This window comes from Micromonospora sp. DT15 (assembly GCF_049841475.1).
In the GTDB taxonomy this organism is placed as follows: domain Bacteria; phylum Actinomycetota; class Actinomycetes; order Mycobacteriales; family Micromonosporaceae; genus Micromonospora.
Genome location: NZ_JBNCKJ010000008.1, coordinates 344163 through 361116 on the forward strand (window position 1 = coordinate 344163; position 16954 = coordinate 361116).

At 71.7% G+C, this 16954-nt stretch carries 13 protein-coding genes and 1 tRNA gene; 11 read left to right on the plus strand and 3 right to left on the minus strand.

Annotated features, from left to right (window positions below; translation table 11 throughout):
- The first annotated feature begins 81 nt into the window (after positions 1–81).
- The 3 genes from ACLQ3F_RS20090 to topA all read left to right on the plus strand — a co-directional run bounded on the left by ACLQ3F_RS20090 (position 82) and on the right by topA (position 4625).
- Positions 82–621, plus strand: a complete 540-nt coding sequence (locus ACLQ3F_RS20090) for a hypothetical protein (protein ID WP_357198393.1) — start codon at positions 82–84, stop codon at positions 619–621.
- Positions 612–1358, plus strand: a complete 747-nt coding sequence (locus tag ACLQ3F_RS20095) for a hypothetical protein (RefSeq protein ID WP_425850710.1) — start codon at positions 612–614, stop codon at positions 1356–1358. The genes ACLQ3F_RS20090 and ACLQ3F_RS20095 overlap by 10 nt, the downstream gene beginning before the upstream one ends.
- Positions 1359–1784: 426 nt before the next feature.
- Positions 1785–4625 (plus strand): type I DNA topoisomerase, encoded by a 2841-nt coding sequence (gene topA, locus ACLQ3F_RS20100; protein ID WP_425850713.1) that lies wholly within the window; start codon positions 1785–1787, stop codon positions 4623–4625.
- 48 nt (positions 4626–4673) lie between these two features.
- Here topA and ACLQ3F_RS20105 read toward each other — a convergent pair whose 3' ends face one another.
- The gene (locus ACLQ3F_RS20105) at positions 4674–5990 is read right to left on the minus strand and encodes a D-arabinono-1,4-lactone oxidase (protein WP_425850715.1); all 1317 of its coding nucleotides are present in this window, start codon (positions 5988–5990) and stop codon (positions 4674–4676) included.
- A 226-nt stretch (positions 5991–6216) separates the two neighbouring features.
- Here ACLQ3F_RS20105 and ACLQ3F_RS20110 point away from each other — a divergent pair, with 226 nt between their 5' ends.
- The gene (locus ACLQ3F_RS20110) at positions 6217–6822 is read left to right on the plus strand and encodes a TetR family transcriptional regulator (RefSeq protein ID WP_355004910.1); all 606 of its coding nucleotides are present in this window, start codon (positions 6217–6219) and stop codon (positions 6820–6822) included.
- A gap of 50 nt (positions 6823–6872) precedes the next feature.
- Here the strand turns inward: ACLQ3F_RS20110 and ACLQ3F_RS20115 are convergent, their stop codons facing one another.
- Positions 6873–8078, minus strand: a complete 1206-nt coding sequence (locus ACLQ3F_RS20115; protein WP_425850719.1) for an amino acid deaminase/aldolase — start codon at positions 8076–8078, stop codon at positions 6873–6875.
- Between the two features lie 307 nt (positions 8079–8385).
- On the opposite strand from ACLQ3F_RS20115, the gene tmk reads away from it, so the two are divergent.
- The 6 genes from tmk to ACLQ3F_RS20145 all read left to right on the plus strand — a co-directional run bounded on the left by tmk (position 8386) and on the right by ACLQ3F_RS20145 (position 14399).
- Positions 8386–10485 (plus strand): dTMP kinase, encoded by a 2100-nt coding sequence (tmk, locus tag ACLQ3F_RS20120; protein WP_357198405.1) that lies wholly within the window; start codon positions 8386–8388, stop codon positions 10483–10485.
- Positions 10485–11744, plus strand: coding sequence for a DNA polymerase III subunit delta' (locus tag ACLQ3F_RS20125; protein ID WP_425850721.1), 1260 nt, complete (start codon positions 10485–10487; stop codon positions 11742–11744). Before tmk ends, ACLQ3F_RS20125 begins: the two co-directional genes overlap by 1 nt.
- A gap of 122 nt (positions 11745–11866) precedes the next feature.
- Positions 11867–12196 carry a YbaB/EbfC family nucleoid-associated protein gene (locus ACLQ3F_RS20130; protein WP_053659404.1) on the plus strand — a complete coding sequence of 110 codons (330 nt, stop codon included), beginning with the start codon at positions 11867–11869 and terminating at the stop codon, positions 12194–12196.
- A gap of 1 nt (position 12197) precedes the next feature.
- Complete coding sequence (locus tag ACLQ3F_RS20135) at positions 12198–12503, plus strand: type VII secretion target (protein WP_357198378.1); 306 nt, start codon at positions 12198–12200, stop codon at positions 12501–12503.
- On the plus strand, positions 12503–13183 hold the full coding sequence (locus ACLQ3F_RS20140; RefSeq protein WP_357198376.1) for a hypothetical protein: 681 nt from the start codon (positions 12503–12505) through the stop codon (positions 13181–13183). Before ACLQ3F_RS20135 ends, ACLQ3F_RS20140 begins: the two co-directional genes overlap by 1 nt.
- A gap of 376 nt (positions 13184–13559) precedes the next feature.
- Complete coding sequence (locus ACLQ3F_RS20145) at positions 13560–14399, plus strand: PSP1 domain-containing protein (RefSeq protein ID WP_357198373.1); 840 nt, start codon at positions 13560–13562, stop codon at positions 14397–14399.
- 164 nt (positions 14400–14563) lie between these two features.
- Here ACLQ3F_RS20145 and ACLQ3F_RS20150 read toward each other — a convergent pair whose 3' ends face one another.
- The gene (locus ACLQ3F_RS20150; protein WP_425850725.1) at positions 14564–16306 is read right to left on the minus strand and encodes a metallophosphoesterase family protein; all 1743 of its coding nucleotides are present in this window, start codon (positions 16304–16306) and stop codon (positions 14564–14566) included.
- Positions 16307–16450: 144 nt separating this feature from the next.
- On the opposite strand from ACLQ3F_RS20150, the gene ACLQ3F_RS20155 reads away from it, so the two are divergent.
- Positions 16451–16527 (plus strand) — tRNA-Thr (locus tag ACLQ3F_RS20155).
- Positions 16528–16954 lie beyond the last annotated feature (427 nt).

Genomic DNA, 16954 nt, shown 5'->3' on the forward strand with positions numbered 1-16954 from the left:
CGGTCGACGTGGCTTGTCGACCGGGGACCCCGGCCGTCCGGCCCGATGCCACACCTGGCCAAAGGCCGTACGCTGCAACGCATGCGTACGTGCCGGGCGTCTGCCGCCGGAAAGCTCACGGTGGTCCTGGCCACGATCGTCGTTCTGGCCGGCTGCGGCGGCGGCCCCAGCCCACGGGCCTGGGCGGCCTCGGTCTGTGGCGCCCTCACCCCGTGGCGCTCCGAGATCAACAAGTTGACCAGCAGCACCGACGAGCAGATGACCGCGCAGACCACGCCGGCGCAGGCCAAGGAGAACCTGGTGCGGCTCTTCGACGGGGCGGAGCAGGCCAGCGAGGCCGCGCGCAGCAAGGTCGAGAAGGCGGGCATCCCGGAGGCGGAGAACGGCGAGGCCATCTCCGCGGGTTTCCGCAGCTCCCTGGGGAAGATGCGGGACGCGTACGGCCGTGCCCGGGACACCATCGACGGCCTGGGCACCGGCGAGCCGACGGCCTTCTACGACGGCGTGCGGGCCGCCGTGGAGACCCTCAACAAGGAGTACGACGCCGGCGCGCTGGACACCAGCAAGCTCAACTCCGAGGAGTTGAAACAGGCATTCGACGAGGTGCCGGAGTGTCGCTGAGCGGGCTCGGTGACACCGGGAAGGCACAGCCGCCTCCGGCGCTGTTCCCCGCGCCCGAGTCCGACACGCCCACTCCCGGGCGACGCCGTGGCGGCGCGTCGCAGGACCGCTCGTCGCCGGACGGCCCGGTTCGGAACGGCCCGCCCCAGACGGACGACGCGGGCCGGCAACTTGTCTTCTTCGGCGCGGATGCGGCCGAACCGACAGTCGCCGACCTGGCCGGGCTGCTCGCCGGGCCGGCCGAGGTGGTCCGGATGGGCGGCACCGCCCGGCTCTCGGTGCAGGTGGACGCCGCCTGGCGGGTGCACGTGCTCGTCGCCGAGCTGGCGTCGCGTGGGCTGGCGGCGAGCTGGGAGCCGACCGAGGGCGCGCGACACGCCGTTCGTACGTCGTACACCCGGATCTTGAAGCCGCTGGCGGCCGCCTGGCTGCACGGTACGACGAAGCGTCCGCCGGCCGCGTTCCACCTGACCGGTCGGCGGTTGCGGCTGTGGCTCGCCGCTGCCGGGACGCCGGAGCCTCCGGACTGCTTCCTGTTGCGCCTGGGCGTCGACGACCAGGAGTGTTGGGAGCCGATCGGCGTGGCGCTCGCCTCGGCGGGGCTGGCCGGGGCGCTGCTCGGCCCGGGTGAGGGTGGCCCGGCGTACCGGATCACCGGCCGTCGCCGGTTGGCGCGGCTCGCCGAGCTGGTCGGCGGGCCGCCGCCCGCGACACCACCCGAAGCCTGGCCAACCTAATCCACCCCTCATCGCGTCGATCATGGAGTTGTGGTGGGGGACGTATTGCTCGTCCGGGGCCAAAACGCCCACCATAAGTCCATGATCGACGCGGTTGGGCGGCGGCTTGAGACGGTGTGTCCGGGTGTCTGGTGCCGGACAGACGGCGGGTCGATCCAGGCGGAAAACGGGCGGGTCGTGGGCCCGCCATCGTCACAGTGACCCGCTTCGAGCCCTACCCACGGTGTACGGTGGCGCCGTCCGGCAGTGCCGAGCGCGGCGGAGTGGCGTCGACAGCCGCGTCGAAGCGGTTTGCGGCCCGCGAAACCCGAAACGCGGGCGGCGCGTTACGTTGGACATCCGGACCGCCGGTGCGACGGCGGGGTCGAAAGCGGTCGCTGTCCGGGCGCCAGCAGGCCACGAGCAGGAGTGAGGTCGGGGAGAGACGTGCCGAGCAACGCTGGAACCACCCGTCTGGTCATCGTCGAGTCACCGGCGAAGGCCAAGACGATCTCGGGCTACCTCGGCCCGGGGTACGTCGTGGAGGCCAGCTTCGGTCACGTCCGCGACCTGCCGCGCAACGCCGCCGATGTGCCGGCCAAGCACAAGAAGGAGCCCTGGGCCCGTCTCGGGGTGGACGTCGACAACGGCTTCCAGGCGCTCTACGTCGTCTCCGCCGACCGCAAGCAGCAGATCAGCAAGCTGGTGAAGCTGGCAAAGGAAGTCGACGAGATCTTCCTGGCGACGGATGAGGACCGTGAGGGCGAGGCCATCGCCTGGCACCTGGTCGAGACGCTCAAGCCCAAGGTCCCGGTCAAGCGGATGGTCTTCCACGAGATCACCAAGCCGGCAATCCAGGCGGCGGTGGCCAACCCCCGGGAGATCGACCGCGATCTGGTGGACGCCCAGGAGGCGCGCCGGATCCTCGACCGCCTGTACGGCTACGAGGTCTCCCCGGTGCTGTGGAAGAAGGTCATGCCACGGCTCTCGGCGGGCCGGGTGCAGTCCGTGGCGACCCGCATCGTGGTCGAGCGGGAACGGCAGCGGATGGCCTTCCGCACCGCCGAATACTGGGACATCCTGGCCAGCCTCGCGGTGGCCAACGCCGGTGAGGGCCCGCGTGCGTTCAACGCCACCCTGATCGCTCTCAACGGCGACCGGATCGCCACCGGTAAGGACTTCGAGCCGACCACCGGTCGCGTCCGGGCCGGCGCCGGCGTCGTGCACCTCGACGAGAGCGGCGCCCGGGGTCTCGCGGCCCGACTGGAGGGGCGGCCGTTCACCGTCACCCGGGTGGAGGAGAAGCCCTACCGCCGTCGCCCGTACGCGCCGTTCATCACCTCGACCCTCCAGCAGGAGGCGGCCCGCAAGCTGCGCCTGTCCTCGCAGCAGACGATGCGCACCGCGCAGCGCCTGTACGAGAACGGCTACATCACCTATATGCGTACCGACTCGGTCAACCTGTCGGAGACCGCCATCTCGGCGGCCCGCCGACAGATTGTCGAGCTGTACGGCGAGCGCAGCGTTCCGCCGGAGCCGCGCCGCTACACCGGCAAGGTGAAGAACGCGCAGGAGGCGCACGAGGCGATCCGCCCGGCGGGGGACAACTTCCGTACCCCGGGCGAGGTGGCCAAGGAGCTGTCCGCCGAGGAGTTCAAGCTCTACGAGCTGATCTGGCGGCGCACCATCGCCTCGCAGATGACCGACGCGGTCGGCTCCAGCGTGTCGGTGCGCATCCGGGCGGTCTCCACCTCGCAGGAGGAAGCCGACTTCGGCGCGACCGGCAAGACCATCACCGACCCGGGCTTCCTGCGCGCCTACGTCGAGTCGAGCGACGACGAGAACGCCGAGGCCGAGGACGCCGAGCGTCGGCTGCCCACCCTGGTCAAGGACCAGCGGCTGACCGCCGACGAGCTGGCCGCGCAGGGCCACCACACCCAGCCGCCGTCGCGCTACACCGAAGCGTCGCTGGTCAAGGCCCTGGAAGAGCTGGGCATCGGCCGCCCGTCCACCTACGCGTCGATCATGCAGACGATCCAGGACCGGGGGTACGTCACCAAGCGCGGCCAGGCGATGATCCCGACCTTCCTGGCCTTCGCGGTGATCGGGCTGATGGAGCGGCACTACCCCCGCCTGATCGACTACGACTTCACCGCCACCATGGAGAACGAGCTGGACGAGATCGCCGGCGGTGACCACGCGGCGGTCGACTTCCTCACGGCGTTCTACTTCGGCAGCGCCAACGGTGCCGGCGACCAGGACATCGCTCGTTCCGGCGGGCTCAAGAAGCTGGTCACCGAGAACCTCAACGACATCGACGCCCGCAGCGTCAACTCCATCCCGCTCTTCACCGACGACGACGGCCGCGAGGTCGTCGTGCGGGTCGGCCGCTACGGGCCGTACCTGCAACGGGAGCTGCCCGGCGGCGAGCAGCCGGCACCGGCCGCGGCTTCCGGTGAGGGCGAGGAGGGCGGCACCCAGGGTGACCGGGCGCCGATCCCCGAGGGCCTGGCCCCGGACGAGCTGACCCCGGAGAAGGTGCACGAGCTGTTCCTGGGCGGCAGCGGCGAGCGCAAGCTCGGCGACGACCCCGGCACCGGCGAGCCGATCGTGCTCAAGTCCGGCCGGTTCGGCCCGTACGTGTCCAGCGGCGAGCGCAAGTCGTCGCTGCTGCGTACGCAGACCCCGGACTCGCTGACTCTGGAGGAGGCGCTCAAGCTGCTCAGCCTTCCCCGGCTGATCGGTGTCGCGCCGGACGGCGTCGAGATCTTCGCGAACAACGGTCGCTACGGCCCGTACGTCAAGCGGGGCGAGGAGTTCCGTTCGCTGGAGTCCGAGGACCAGATGTTCACCGTCGGTCTGGACGAGGCGCTGGCTCTGCTGGCCGCCCCGAAGGCCCGTGGACGGCGAGCCGCGGCGCCGCCGCTGCGCGAGATGGGCGTGGACCCGGCGACCGAGAAGCCGATGGTGATCAAGGACGGCCGGTTCGGTCCGTACGTGACCGACGGGGAGTTCAACGCGTCGCTGCGGCGCGGGCAGACGCCGGAGGCGCTGACCATCGAGGAAGCGTCCGAAATGCTGGCCGAGAAGCGGGCCAAGGGTCCGGCGCCGCGGAAGAAGGCGGCGGCGAAGAAGGCGCCCGCGAAGAAGGCGACGGCCACCAAGAAGACGGCCGCCGCCAGCAAGTCCACGGCCGCGAAGAAGACCACCACTGCCAAGGCGACGGCGGCGAAGAAGGCTCCGGCGAAGAAGGCCGCCCCGCGCAAGGCCGCCTCCAACACCGACTGACCACGCCTCGGGTCACCTGATCGTCACGCGTCGGTCCGACGCGAGCCGTCAGACCCCGAGGACGTGCGTCAGGTGGGGGTTGGTGAAGACGCGGTGGGGGTCGAGCCGGTCGCGGACGGCCTGGAAGTCCGCGAATCGGGGGTACGCGGTGGCCAGCGAGGCGGCGTCGCGGTAGTGCAACTTGCCCCAGTGCGGGCGACCGCCCAGCCCGGCAGCCACCTGCTCGAAGGCCCGGAAGTACGGCTCGTACGGCATGCCGACGTACTGGTGCACGGCGATGTAGGCGTTGTCCCGGCCGTAGCCGTGCGACAGCCAGATGTCGTCGGCGGCGGTGAATCGCACCTCCACCGGAAAGAGCACCTTGAACGGCAGGCCGTCCACGATCCGCTGGAGCGCGGCGAGCGCCTCGGGCAACGCCTCCCGGGGCAGGCCGTACTCCATCTCCACGAAGCGGACCCGGCGCGACGTGCAGAAGACCCGGTCGGAGCGTCCGGTGTACTGCCGTTCGGTGAGGGCGCGGGCGGACACCGCGCTGATCCCCGGGGCCAGCGCGGGCACGGCCCGGCCGAGTCGGCAGGCGCCGGCGAAGACCCGGTTGGGCAGGAATTCGTCGTCCAACCAGCCGCGCCAGCGGGACAGCGGCCGGTCGTTGGCGGGTACCCGGTCGTTGGCCTTGACCTGGACCCGGGACGTGTACGGGAACCAGTAGAACTCGACGTGGTCGTGTCGGCCGATCAGCTCGGGTAGTTCGCCGAGCACGTCGGCCAGTTCGGCCGGTCGTTCGTGGGCGCGCAGGACGAAGGCGTCCACGCAACGCAGGGTCACCTCGACGAGAACGCCGAGCGCGCCGAGCGACACCCGGGCGGCAGCGAGGACGTCGGGATGCTCGTCGGCGGAGCAGCGCAGAACCTCGCCGGTGCCGGTGACCAGTGTGATCGCCTCGACGAAGGTGGAGAGGCACCCGTAGCCGGCTCCGGTGCCGTGGGTGCCGGTGGAGATCGCCCCGGCGACGGTCTGCGCGTCGATGTCGCCGAGGTTGGGCAGCGCGAGGCCGTGGCGGGCGAGCAGGCCGTTGAGCGTGTGCAGGGTCATGCCCGCCGGCACGGTGACCAGTCGGTGTGCGACGTCCACGCTGACGGTGGTGTCCAGGTCGGACAGGTTCATCCGACGGTCGTCGGCGAGCGCGACGGCGGTGAACGAGTGGCCGCTGCCCGCCACCCGGATCCGACCGCCGTCGTCGGCGGCAGATCTGACGGCTTCTACGACGTCGGTCGGCGAGCCGGGGCGCAGGATCGCGCTGGCGCTGCCACGCTGGTTCCCGGCCCAGTTGGACCATCCAGCCCCGAGCGGTGCGGTGCGGACCATGCGCGCTCCTCATTCATGAATATGAACTGACTTCATATCAGGAACGTTCTAGCTGGTAAATACCGCAATTGCGATCCGCTCGTTGTACCGGTAGTCACGGACTCGTGACGTGGAGATATGTTCATCCGTCGAAGGGGGGTGGCGCAGAGTGTCCACACCAGCCGCCACGACCGGGCCGCTGCGCCGCGTACCGGTGCAAGGTCGAAGTGTCGCGCGGGTACAGCGCATGTTGGATGCCTGCGCCGAACTCGTCGACGAGGTGGGGTACGAAGGGCTGACCACCACCCTGCTCGCCGAGCGGGCCGAGGTGGCGATCGGGTCGGTCTACCAGTTCTTTCCGGACAAGCGAGCCATCGTGCAGGCGTTGACCCTGCGGACCATGGAGTCCTACCTCCAGCGCCTCGACGAGCGGTTCGCCTCCGACGAGATGACCCACTGGTGGGACGGCGTCGACGCGGGCATCGACGAGTACATCACGATGCACCGCACCGTCCCCGGCTTCCGTACCCTGCACTTCGGCGACGTGGTCGACCTGCACCTGCTCGACGAGCAGCGGGACAACAACGGCGTGATCGCCGACCAGTTGGCCCGGGTGCTCACCGAGCGTTTCGGGCTCACCGACGTGCCCAAGCTGCGCTTCGTGCTGGAGATCGCCGTCGAGGCGGCGGACGCGCTGATCAAGCTCGCGTTCCGTCGGAAGTCCGACGGTGACGAGCGGGTGCTGCTGGAGGCGAAGGCGTTGATCCGGGAGTACCTGCACCGCCAGGTCGACGGCCCGGACAACGGCAGGTCCGCAGTCGGCAAGCAGGCCGAGGCGCCCCAACCCGCCTGAGTCGGCGTGGGGCGCCGGCCCCGGCCGGCGGTGGGGGCGGTTGCCCGATCTCAAAGGAAGGCCTGCCCCTCACCCCGGTAGGTGGGGACGGTCGCCACGACCGTGTCGCCCTCGATCAGGTGCAGCTCGTTGACCCGTTCACACAGCTCACCCGCCTTGGCGTGCCGGAACCACACCCGGTCGCCGACGCGCAGCCCGGCTGCCGCCGCTCCGGACAGCGGAGTCTGCACCTCGCCGGCGCCCTCGGTGCCGACCAGCTTCAGCCCTGCCGGTAGCCACGGCCGGGGCAGTCGACTGTCGGCGGCCGGGCCGGAGGCGATCCAGCCGCCGCCGAGCACCGTCGCCAGCTCCGGCGTCGGTCGGCGGACCACAGCGCAGGCGAAGAACGCCGCCGGGGTGGGCCGCCAGGCGCGGTACGCGTCGAACAGCGTCGGCCCGTACAGGCCCGATCCCGCGGTGATCTCGGTTACCGCGGGATCGGCGCTGGTCGCGGCCATGCTGCCGGTGCCGCCGCCGTTGACGAATTCCAGGTCGGCGTGCTCGCGTACCGCGGCGACCGCCGCGCCACGGCGGGCCAGCAACTCGCGGTACGACCCGCGCTGGGCCAGCCTGATCGCGCCCGCTAGCAGCGTTTTGCCCGGCGGCGCGTCACCCAGGCCGGCGATCTGCGCCTCGTACGACATCAGCCCGACCAGCCGGAAGCCGGGCCGATGGGCGACGGCTGCGGCGAGCGCGCCGGCAGCCCGGGCGCTGTGCACCGGTGAGCGGCGGACGCCGACGTGCACCCCGCGTACTGGTCGCCAGGAGGCATCCAGATCCAGGCAGAGCCGTAGCTGGGCGCGCTGCCCCGGGGCCTTGATGGCGTCGATGAGGTCGAGTTGGCCGGCGCTGTCGATCATCAGGGTGATCGCCGCGGCGAGTGTCTGGTCGGCGCCCAGCTCGGCGAGGGCGGCCCGGTCGGCGCTCGGGTACGCGACCAGCACGTCGTCGCTGGCGCCGGCGCGGACCAACCAGATCGCCTCGGGCAGTGTGAAGGCCATCACGCCCTGCCAGTCGGGCCGGGCGAGGGCTCGACTGATCAATTCCCGGCTGCGGACCGACTTGCTGGCGAGCCGGACCGGTTTTCCCGCTGCGCGGTCGGCCAGGGCGGCCGAATTGGCGTCGAAGGCGGTGAGGTCGACCACCGCGTACGGGGGGTCGAGGTGGGCAGTCGCCCGATCCAGGCGCTCGCGAAGTTTGTCGCTTTCGATGGCCACGTGTGCACGCTAACTGTCTGACGGAAAATGCGAAATACCCTCGCGTACGTCCGGGCTGCGGTCGGTAGCTCCGGCGGCCTAGGCTCAGCGAGCAGGAGAATGTCGCCCGGGGGGTGGCCCCCACCGGGTCTAGAGTGTTGCACCGGAGGTGCCCAGCGATGGGCCGGCACGTGGAGGTACGGCCATCGAAAGCCAGAACAGCGGCGAGTCGCCCGGCGTGTCGCGCTCGGGTGACCAGTCGGGCAACGCCGCCAACCAGTCCAGCTCCGGTCAGGTCGATCCGTCCGGTTATGCCGCGATCCGGTCCGTGCTGCGCATCCGGCCGTTCCGCCGGCTCTGGATCGTGCTCGGCGCGGCCTCCTTCGGTGACTGGCTCGGCCTGCTGGCCACCGCCCTCTTCGCCGCCTCGCAGGTGCAGGGCAGCACCGCCCAGGGTGCCGCGTTCGGCGGGGTCACCGCGATCCGGCTGCTGCCCGCGCTGGTGCTCGGCCCGGTGGCCGGCGTCTTCGCCGACCGGTTCGACCGGCGCTGGACGATGGTGATCTGCGACCTGCTGCGCTTCGTGCTCTTCGCGTCCATTCCGCTCTACGCCCTCAGCGGGGCCGCGGGCGGCCTGGTGGTCGGCTGGGCGCTGATCGCCACCTTCCTGATCGAGTCGCTCACCCTGCTCTGGATCCCGGCCAAGGAGGCCGCGGTCCCGAACCTGATCCCGCGGGCCCGGCTGGAAGCGGCCAACCAGCTCACCCTGATCACCACCTACGGCCTCACCCCGGTCGCCGCCGCCATCGGCCTCGCCGTGCTCGACCGTGGCGTCCGTGGTGCCGTCGGCGGCGACCTGCCCTCCTGGGCCGAGCCGGCCCAGCTCGCACTCTGGTTCAACGCCTTCTCCCGGCTCGCCACCGCACTGGTGGTGGCGTTCGGGATCAAGGAGATCAGCGAGGCGCAGCGCGGCGAGGCGGAGCGTGCCGAGCAGAGCATGTTCCGGCAGTTCTCCGAGGGCTGGAAGTACATCGGCCAGACCCCGCTCGTCCGCGGCCTGGTGCTGGGCATCTTCGGCGCGTTCGCCGGCGGCGGCATCGTGGTCGGTACCGCCAAGTTCTTCGCCAACTCACTGGGCGCCGGTGATGCCGCGTTCTCGCTGCTCTTCGGCGCGATCTTCGTCGGCCTGGCGCTCGGCATCGGGCTCGGCCCGATGGTCGTCAAGGAGATGTCCCGGCGTCGCTGGTTCGGCATGAGCATCGTGCTGGCCAGCGCCGCGGTGATGACCCTCGCCTTCGCCATTCACCTGTCCATGGCGATCGTCGGCGCGGTGCTGGTCGGCGCCGGTGCCGGGATGGCCTTCCTGGCCGGCACCACGCTGCTGGGCGGGGAAGTGGCCGACGAGGTGCGCGGCCGGGTCTTCGCGGTGGTGCAGATCGGCACCCGACTGGTGCTGATCCTGGCCATCGGGCTGAGCAGCGTGTTGGTCGGCGTCGGTGGCTCGCGCAAGCTGGAGATCGCCGACCTCGGCATCTCCGTCTCCTCCACCCGACTGCTGCTGCTCGCCGCCGGTGCTGCCGGCATCTTCGCCGGGATCAGCGCGTTCGGCCAGATGGACGACAAGAAGGGCGTCCCGGTCCTCGCCGACCTGTGGGGCTCCATCCGGGGCCGTCCGCTGATGCCCGCCGAGCCGTTCGTCTCCGCCGGGCTCTTCGTGGTCTTCGAGGGCGGCGAGGGCGCGGGAAAGTCCACCCAGCTCACCGCGCTCTCCGAGCGGCTGCGCGGTCACGGTCGAGAGGTGGTGCTCACCCGCGAGCCGGGGGCCACCGGCGTCGGCCGGCGAATCCGGTCGCTGGTGCTGGACACCTCCGGCGACGACGCGCCCTCCCCCCGGGCCGAGGCGCTGCTCTACGCCGCCGACCGGGCGCACCACGTGGCCACCGTCGTCCGGCCCGCGCTGGTTCGGGGCGGTGTGGTGATCAGTGACCGGTACGTCGACTCGTCCCTGGCGTACCAGGGCGCCGGCCGGACACTGCCCGTCGACGAGGTCTCCTGGCTCTCCTCCTGGGCCACCGGTGGGCTCAAGCCCGACCTGGTGGTGCTGCTGGACGTCGAACCGCGCACCGGTCTGTCCCGGGTGGCCTCGCGCAACACCGGCACCGACCGGCTGGAGGCCGAGTCGGTCGCCTTCCACGAGCGCGTCCGGTACGCGTTCCTCGACCTCGCCGCCGCCGACCCGAAGCGCTACCTGGTGCTCGACGCGTCCCGGCCGGCCGACGAGATCACCGGGCTGGTGGTCCGGCGGGTCGAGGAGATGCTCGGCAAGCCGGGTGGCATCGTGCACCCGCGACCGGCGCAGGGCCCGGACACCTCGGTGCAACCTGAGTTATCCGACGCGGAGCTGGTGACGATGGAGCACAAGACCTGATGCCGGACGTCTTCGCCGACCTGGTCGGCCAGGACGAGGCGGTGGTCGAGCTGCGGCGCGCCGCAGCGGCGGCCGCCGCCGTCCTGCGTGCTGGCGCAGCCGCGTTGGTCACCGCCGGCCCGACCGGCGGTGACGAGTCCGCAGCCGACGAGGCGGGGACCGCCGTGGACCCGTCCGCCGGGATGACGCACGCCTGGATCTTCACAGGGCCTCCCGGTTCCGGCCGCTCGGTCGCCGCACGCGCGTTCGCCGCCGCACTCCAGTGCGTGCACGGCACCGGCTGCGGTGAGTGCCCCGGCTGCCACACCACAATGGGTGCCACCAACGCCGACGTGCGGATGGTGGTGCCGGAAGGGCTCTCCATCGGCGTCGGCGAGATGCGCGCCCTGGTGCTCCGCGCGGCCAGCACCCCGTCCGGCGGGCGCTGGCAGGTGGTGGTCATCGAGGACGCCGACCGGCTCACCGAGGCCGCCGGCAACGCGCTGCTCAAGGCGATCGAGGAACCACCGCCGCGCACGGTCTTCCTGCTCTGCGCCCCGTCCACCCACCCGGACGACATCTCGGTGACCATCCGGTCGCGCTGCCGGGTCGTACCCCTGCGGCAGCCGCCGGCCGCCGCGGTGGCCGAGGTGCTGGTTCGTCGGGACGGCATCGCGCCCGACGTGGCGCAGTGGGCGGCGTCGGCCGCGCAGGGTCACGTGGGTCGGGCCCGCCGACTGGCCCGCGACCCGGAGGCCCGCAAACGACGCGAGGCGGTGCTCGCGGTGCCCCGCCGGTTGACCGGTGTCGGCGCGGCGTTCGACGCGGCGTCCGCACTCATCGAGGCCGCCGAGGCCGAGGCTGAGGCGTCGGTCACCGAGGCCGACACGACCGAGCGGGCGGCACTGGAGACCGCGCTCGGCGCGGGCGGCACCGGCCGGGGCGCGGCCGGCGCCCTGCGAGGCGCTGCCGGGCAGCTCAAGGAGCTGGAGAAGCGGCAGAAGTCCCGGGCCACCCGGGCCCAGCGGGACGCACTGGACCGGGCGCTGGTCGACCTCGCGGGCTTCTACCGGGACGCGCTCACCATGGCGCTGCGCGCACCCGTCGCCCCGGTGCACACCGACACGGCCGCGCTCGCCGGTGCTGGCGCGCAGAAGTGGGACGCCGACGGGGCGCTGCGCCGGCTGGAGGCCGTGCTCGCCTGCCGTGCCGCGATCGAGGCGAACGTCAAGCCGCGGATCGCGGTCGAGGCGATGATGCTCGCCCTCTGGAAGGGCTGACCCGCACTTCCCGGCCGTTGTCCACAGGCATCGACAGGCCCGATTGCGGTGCGGTACGGTCCCTGTGCCGTGGTGACGGTGGCACCACACTGAGTGATGAATCACCCGGGAGGAGTCGGCCGATGCCGCGGGGGGAGATCGACGAGGCCTGGATCGAGGAAGCGGTGCGACGCTACCGCCGGATCGAGTCCCTCCAGGCCGAGTTCGACCAGGCGGTGTCGACCGTCGAAGTGACCGTCCGCTCGCCGGACGGCCTGGTCGAGGTGGTGGTCACCGCCGGTGGACGCATCACCGACGTCCGGTTCCTCGGGCCGCTGCACAGCCGCAGCCCGCGCGACGTTGCCGGTTCCGTGCAGGCTGCGGTCACCGCGGCGGCCGACGCCGCCGAATGGGCCCGGGAAAAGCTGCACAACGAGACGTTCGCCGCCTACCGACCGCTCGCGGGGGCCTGAGATGGACACACTGCGCGCGCTCTCCGCCCGACTGGACGAGGCGAGCGCCACGCTCACAGTCGTTTCGCACACCGTCACCGCCAGCGATCCGGCCCAGGCCGCGTTCGGCGCCGACGCACCGGGCCGCCCGGGCGAGATCGGTCGGGCGCTGCACCGGCAGTGGACCAACGCCACCGACGACCGGGCCCGGGAGGCCCGCGCTGCGGCCGGTCGACTGGCCGCCGCCGCGGCTGCCGTGCGGGAGGCCGCCGACCGCTACGCCGAGGTCGACCGGGCGGCCCGCCGCCGGCTCACCGGGGAACCGTGATGGACGCGCTGGACCGGCTCGCCGAGCCCGGCCTCGACCTGCTCCGCCGGGTGGACAGACTGATCGCGGCCGGTGTCCCCGAGGGGCACCGGGTCTGGCCGCTGCTGCGCCGCATGCAGGTGCTGCCGGGCGACGCGGTCCGCGGCTTCCTCGACCTGCACCCCGTGCCGCTCGCCAGCGCCGGCCACGCGGTGCGCCGGCTCGTCCGGGGGTACGACGACGTCTCCGCCGCGCTCACCGACCCGGTGCTCTGGTCCGGTCCGGCCGCCACGGCGTACGGGCAACAGCGGGCCGCGCTGCTGCGCCACCTCGACGAGGGGCCGGACAGCCTGGTCGGGCGACTCGAATCCACCGCCGGTTACGCCGACGCCCTCGCCGACTGGGTGGAGGGCAGCCGACTCGCGCTGGCCCGCACATTGGCCGACGTGCTGCGCTCGGCCGAAGCGGTCGCCGTGGTCGCCGCCACCGCCGCCGGTGCGTCGACCCGCCCCGGGCCCGTCGGGCCCGGTGTGGCCGACGCCGCCGAGATCGCCGCACGGGTGCTGGCGGTGCTCTGCGTCGCGTACGACGGTGCGGAGACGCTGCTGCGTCAGTGGGGGCCGAGCCTGGCCGAGACCGCGTGGCGTCCGCCAACGGACGGGCGTCCCCACTACGACCAGCCCACCCGGGTCGGCTGGTAGCTGAGCCCGGCCCTCCGGCCGTGGTCGCGTCGCCCCGCCGTTCGGCCCTCCGGCCGTGGTCGCGTCGCCCGCCTCTCGGCCTCCGGCCATGACCGTTCTGCCTCGGACAGGCCACGGCGTCGCTCGCGGGCGCCTGACCTGAAGCCGTCGCCCACGGCGACGCCGTGGTCTTCCCCCTGCACCCCCCGCAGGTATGCCTCCACTCAACGCCGCCGAGGCACGTCTTGTCTCCTGCCCGGCCCCGGATTCAACCGTCCGGGCGAGCAGCAACGGCACGACGGGACGCCAGGCAATAGGTCGAGTCGACGGTCATGAATGGCAGCGGGGCGTAGCCGGCCGGTGCGCCTTGCGCCGTGACCCGTCGTAGGGTGGGGGGATGGGCATGCTCTGCGCGGTCAGCTTCAACCGGTACGGGCGGCTCTACTACCTCGACCCGGGCGAGTTGCGTCCGCAGGTGGGCGACCGGGTGCTGGTGCCCACCGATGACGGGCCCGAGGTGGCGGAGTGCGTGTGGGCCGCGCAGTGGGTGACCGAGGAAACCGACGGCTTCCCCCGCCTGGTCGGGTTGGCCGGCGACGACGACCTCCGCCGGGACGAGGCGTTGCGTCGCCGCAAGGCCGAGGCCAAGGTGGCCGCGAAACGGCTGATCCGCTCGCACGGCCTGCCGATGAAGGTGGTGGCGGTCGACCATGTGCTCGGCTCCGCCGAGAGCGGCGGTGAGCGCAGCACCGTCTACTTCACCGCCCCGCACCGGGTGGACTTCCGGTCCCTCGTCCGCGACCTGGGCGCGACCCTGCACTGTCGGGTGGAGCTGCGTCAGCTTTCCGCCCGCGACTCAGCGCGGGTGCAGGGCGGCATCGGCTCCTGCGGTCGGGACCTGTGCTGCGCCACGTTCCTCACCGACTTCGAGCCGGTGACCATCCGGATGGCGAAGGACCAGGACCTTCCGCTCAACCCGCTGCGCATCTCCGGCGCGTGCGGGCGGCTGATGTGCTGCCTCAAGTACGAGCATCCGCTGTACCAGCGCTTTCAGGAGACCGCCCCGGCGGTCGGTAGTCGGGTCTCCACCCCCGAGGGTGACGGCCGGGTCGTCGGCCACAGCGTCCCCCGTGACGCGGTGACCGTACGCCTGGATGCCGACGGCTCGCGCTCCATGTGCTCCCGCGCCGACGTCTGCGGCTCCCGCCAAGCCCACAACCAGCAATACACCCCCTAACCCACCCACCCCCACCCTCCCACCGCCGGTCCGCCTCTCCGGCGTTGATCATGAAGTTATTGCCATCCCGAACGGCGTGTCGGGACAATAACTTCATGATCAACGGTGGTGAGGTTGGCAGGTAGGTGGGGGTAGGGGGTGGGGTGGGTGGTGGGGTGGGTTGGTCAGCGCAGGACTGTGGGGGGTTCGGTCAGGCGGGGGGTCAGGGGGGACTTGGGGGTCAGCCAACTCTGGGTGGGGGACTGGTCGGGGTTCACCTGCCAGTCGCGGGAGACCCGGTCCACCCCCAGCGGGTAGATGGTCAACGTGCCGTCCGGGTCGATGCGCAGTCGCAGGAACGACTTCGAGTCCTCGATGCCTTGGCCGGCGAAGAGTTCGTTGACGTTCACTCCGAACGAGCCCGCCACCAGCAGGTACGCCGCCACCAGTTGGCTGGCGACCAGTCCGATCACCGGGCCGTAGAGCACCGCCGCGGCGACCGCCGGCAGCGGCCATGGCCAGTCGTAGAACGGCAGCGCCAACCAGACCCACGTGCCGCCCGCCGCCAGGGCCACCTGCGCCACGCCGTGGCCGACGCCGAGGATCCAGTGCCGCACGTGGCGTTTGCCGCTCGCGCTCGGCGGCTTAGCGAACAGGGCCGCCGCGATCACCGTCACGAGCACCATCACCACCAGCGGGACGCTGAACAGCCGCTGGTCGGTGCTGTCGGCCCAGTTTGCCGTCGCACCGGCCATGGCCAGCATCAGCAGGGTGTGCAGGGTGCCGAGCAACGTGGTGAAGCCGGGATTGCGCAACGGCAACCGGGGGAAGATGCCCCAGCCGTAGCGGCGCGACCGCGCGGCGTCAGGGTAACGGGCCACCAGGTCGTACGGCTGGGCGGTGCTGGCCTTGCGGGTCAGCGTGTCCCGCGGCGGCACCTCGATGCGCTCTGGCAGCTTGTGCGTGGGGTAGAGGTACGCGCCGCCCCCACCGCAGGTGATCAGCTGCCGGTCGGCCCCCGAGTAGCGGGCGTAGTGGTGCAGGTCGCCCGAGAGCAACAGCCGCACCCGCGCCCCGGTCGGGTCGATGATCGTGCGGATGAAGTAGTCGATCGAGTCGTACGCGGTGGGGTCGTCGGCGGCCTTGACCCAGGTCGGCGCCGGCGCCGCGATGATCACCTTGGACTCCGGCCCGAGCCGGCGGGCCACCTCGTCGAAGTAGGCCAGCTGCGGGTCGTCCAGGTATGAGCCGGACTGGTCGTCCACGCCGAGCAACCACCAGTCGGCCGGCAACTCCACGGCGAAGTAGGAGCGGGACTGCCCGGTGCCCCAGCCCGCGAAGTTGCGGTCCCGGGAGCGGACGAACAACCGCAGGAACGCGGTGAGGCCGTCGTACCAGTCGTGGTTGCCCGGCACCGCGAAGAGCGTCGGCTTCTCGGCCGGCGCCACCGGAAGGGCAGCCTGGTAGGGGCCCTTGCACCGGTCCTCGTACGCGGCGTAGGCCGCCGACGGGTACACCTGGTCGCCGCCCATCACCAGCGTCTGCGCCCGGGGTAGGCGGTGCCCGTCGACGGTCAGCTCGGGTTGCGCCAGCAGGTACGCCACGGAGTAGGTGGCGTTGAAGCCGTCGCCGAGGTCGGCCACGTAGTCGAGCCACAGCCCGCCGTCCGGCCCGACCTGGCGGAAGACGTCGTCGCCGAACGCGTTCTGCAACTCGCGCTTGTCGAGGTACGCCCCGAAGAGCACCGCCAGCAGCGTCCGGATGCCGGTGCTGATCAACAGGAACGGCGCCAGCCACGGCACCGGCTTGCGCGGCGTGAAGCCCAACTCCAGCGGGTCGGTGCTACGCGGCCGGTGGGCGGCGCGTTCACCGGCCGGCGCACGGTCAGGACGCTCCGGGTGGGGGGAATCGTCGCGTTCGTCGCTCACCCGCCGCAGCGTAGTCCCGGACCCGATCATCCGCTGTCTGGTAATCGTCCAGATGGCAGCCGATGTCCGGTTGGTGCTGGCCGGCGCGACGGGGGTATCCCGTTCGGTCGGTGGCGCCGGGGTGCCGTACACTTGCTGATCGTTGCCGCCTTAGCTCAGTCGGCTAGAGCGACGCACTCGTAATGCGTAGGTCGACGGTTCGATTCCGTCAGGCGGCTCCATGGAAAGGCCCAGGTCACCGGCTTGATCGCCGATCATGACCTGGGCCTTTTGCTTGCCGTCCCCAAGGCGAGCAGCCAACCTACTCACCGGACCACAGCGCCCCTGACCACGCGGGCGGGCACGCCCGGGCGAGAAGGGTGGGCGGCAGCGGAAGAGTTCGGCGAGACCGGGCAGTCTTGGTTTCCACGAAGAGCGAACCCCCGTGTCAGGGTCACGCTGCAACTGTCCCCGCACACGCAGCGTTCCAGCGATGAGGTCAATGTCATCCCACCGCAGCCCCAAGACCTCGCCTGGGCGGAGCCCGAGTGCGATCCCGACGCGGGTGACAGGTCCGGCTAGGGCGTGTCCTGCCGATCTGTGAGTGGGGGTTGTCAAGAGGTGCGGTGGTGGGTGGTGATGGTGCGGTATAGCTGTCGGGCGATGTAG

Coding starts and splice junctions, on each gene's coding strand:
- ACLQ3F_RS20125 (WP_425850721.1), top strand. CDS start 10,485: ATGCCGGACGTCTTCGCCGACCTGGTCGGCCAGGACGAGGCGGTGGTC.
- ACLQ3F_RS20145 (WP_357198373.1), top strand. CDS start 13,560: ATGGGCATGCTCTGCGCGGTCAGCTTCAACCGGTACGGGCGGCTCTAC.
- ACLQ3F_RS20090 (WP_357198393.1), top strand. CDS start 82: ATGCGTACGTGCCGGGCGTCTGCCGCCGGAAAGCTCACGGTGGTCCTG.
- ACLQ3F_RS20110 (WP_355004910.1), top strand. CDS start 6,217: ATGTTGGATGCCTGCGCCGAACTCGTCGACGAGGTGGGGTACGAAGGG.
- ACLQ3F_RS20130 (WP_053659404.1), top strand. CDS start 11,867: ATGCCGCGGGGGGAGATCGACGAGGCCTGGATCGAGGAAGCGGTGCGA.
- ACLQ3F_RS20135 (WP_357198378.1), top strand. CDS start 12,198: ATGGACACACTGCGCGCGCTCTCCGCCCGACTGGACGAGGCGAGCGCC.
- ACLQ3F_RS20105 (WP_425850715.1), bottom strand. CDS start 5,990: ATGGTCCGCACCGCACCGCTCGGGGCTGGATGGTCCAACTGGGCCGGG.
- ACLQ3F_RS20140 (WP_357198376.1), top strand. CDS start 12,503: ATGGACGCGCTGGACCGGCTCGCCGAGCCCGGCCTCGACCTGCTCCGC.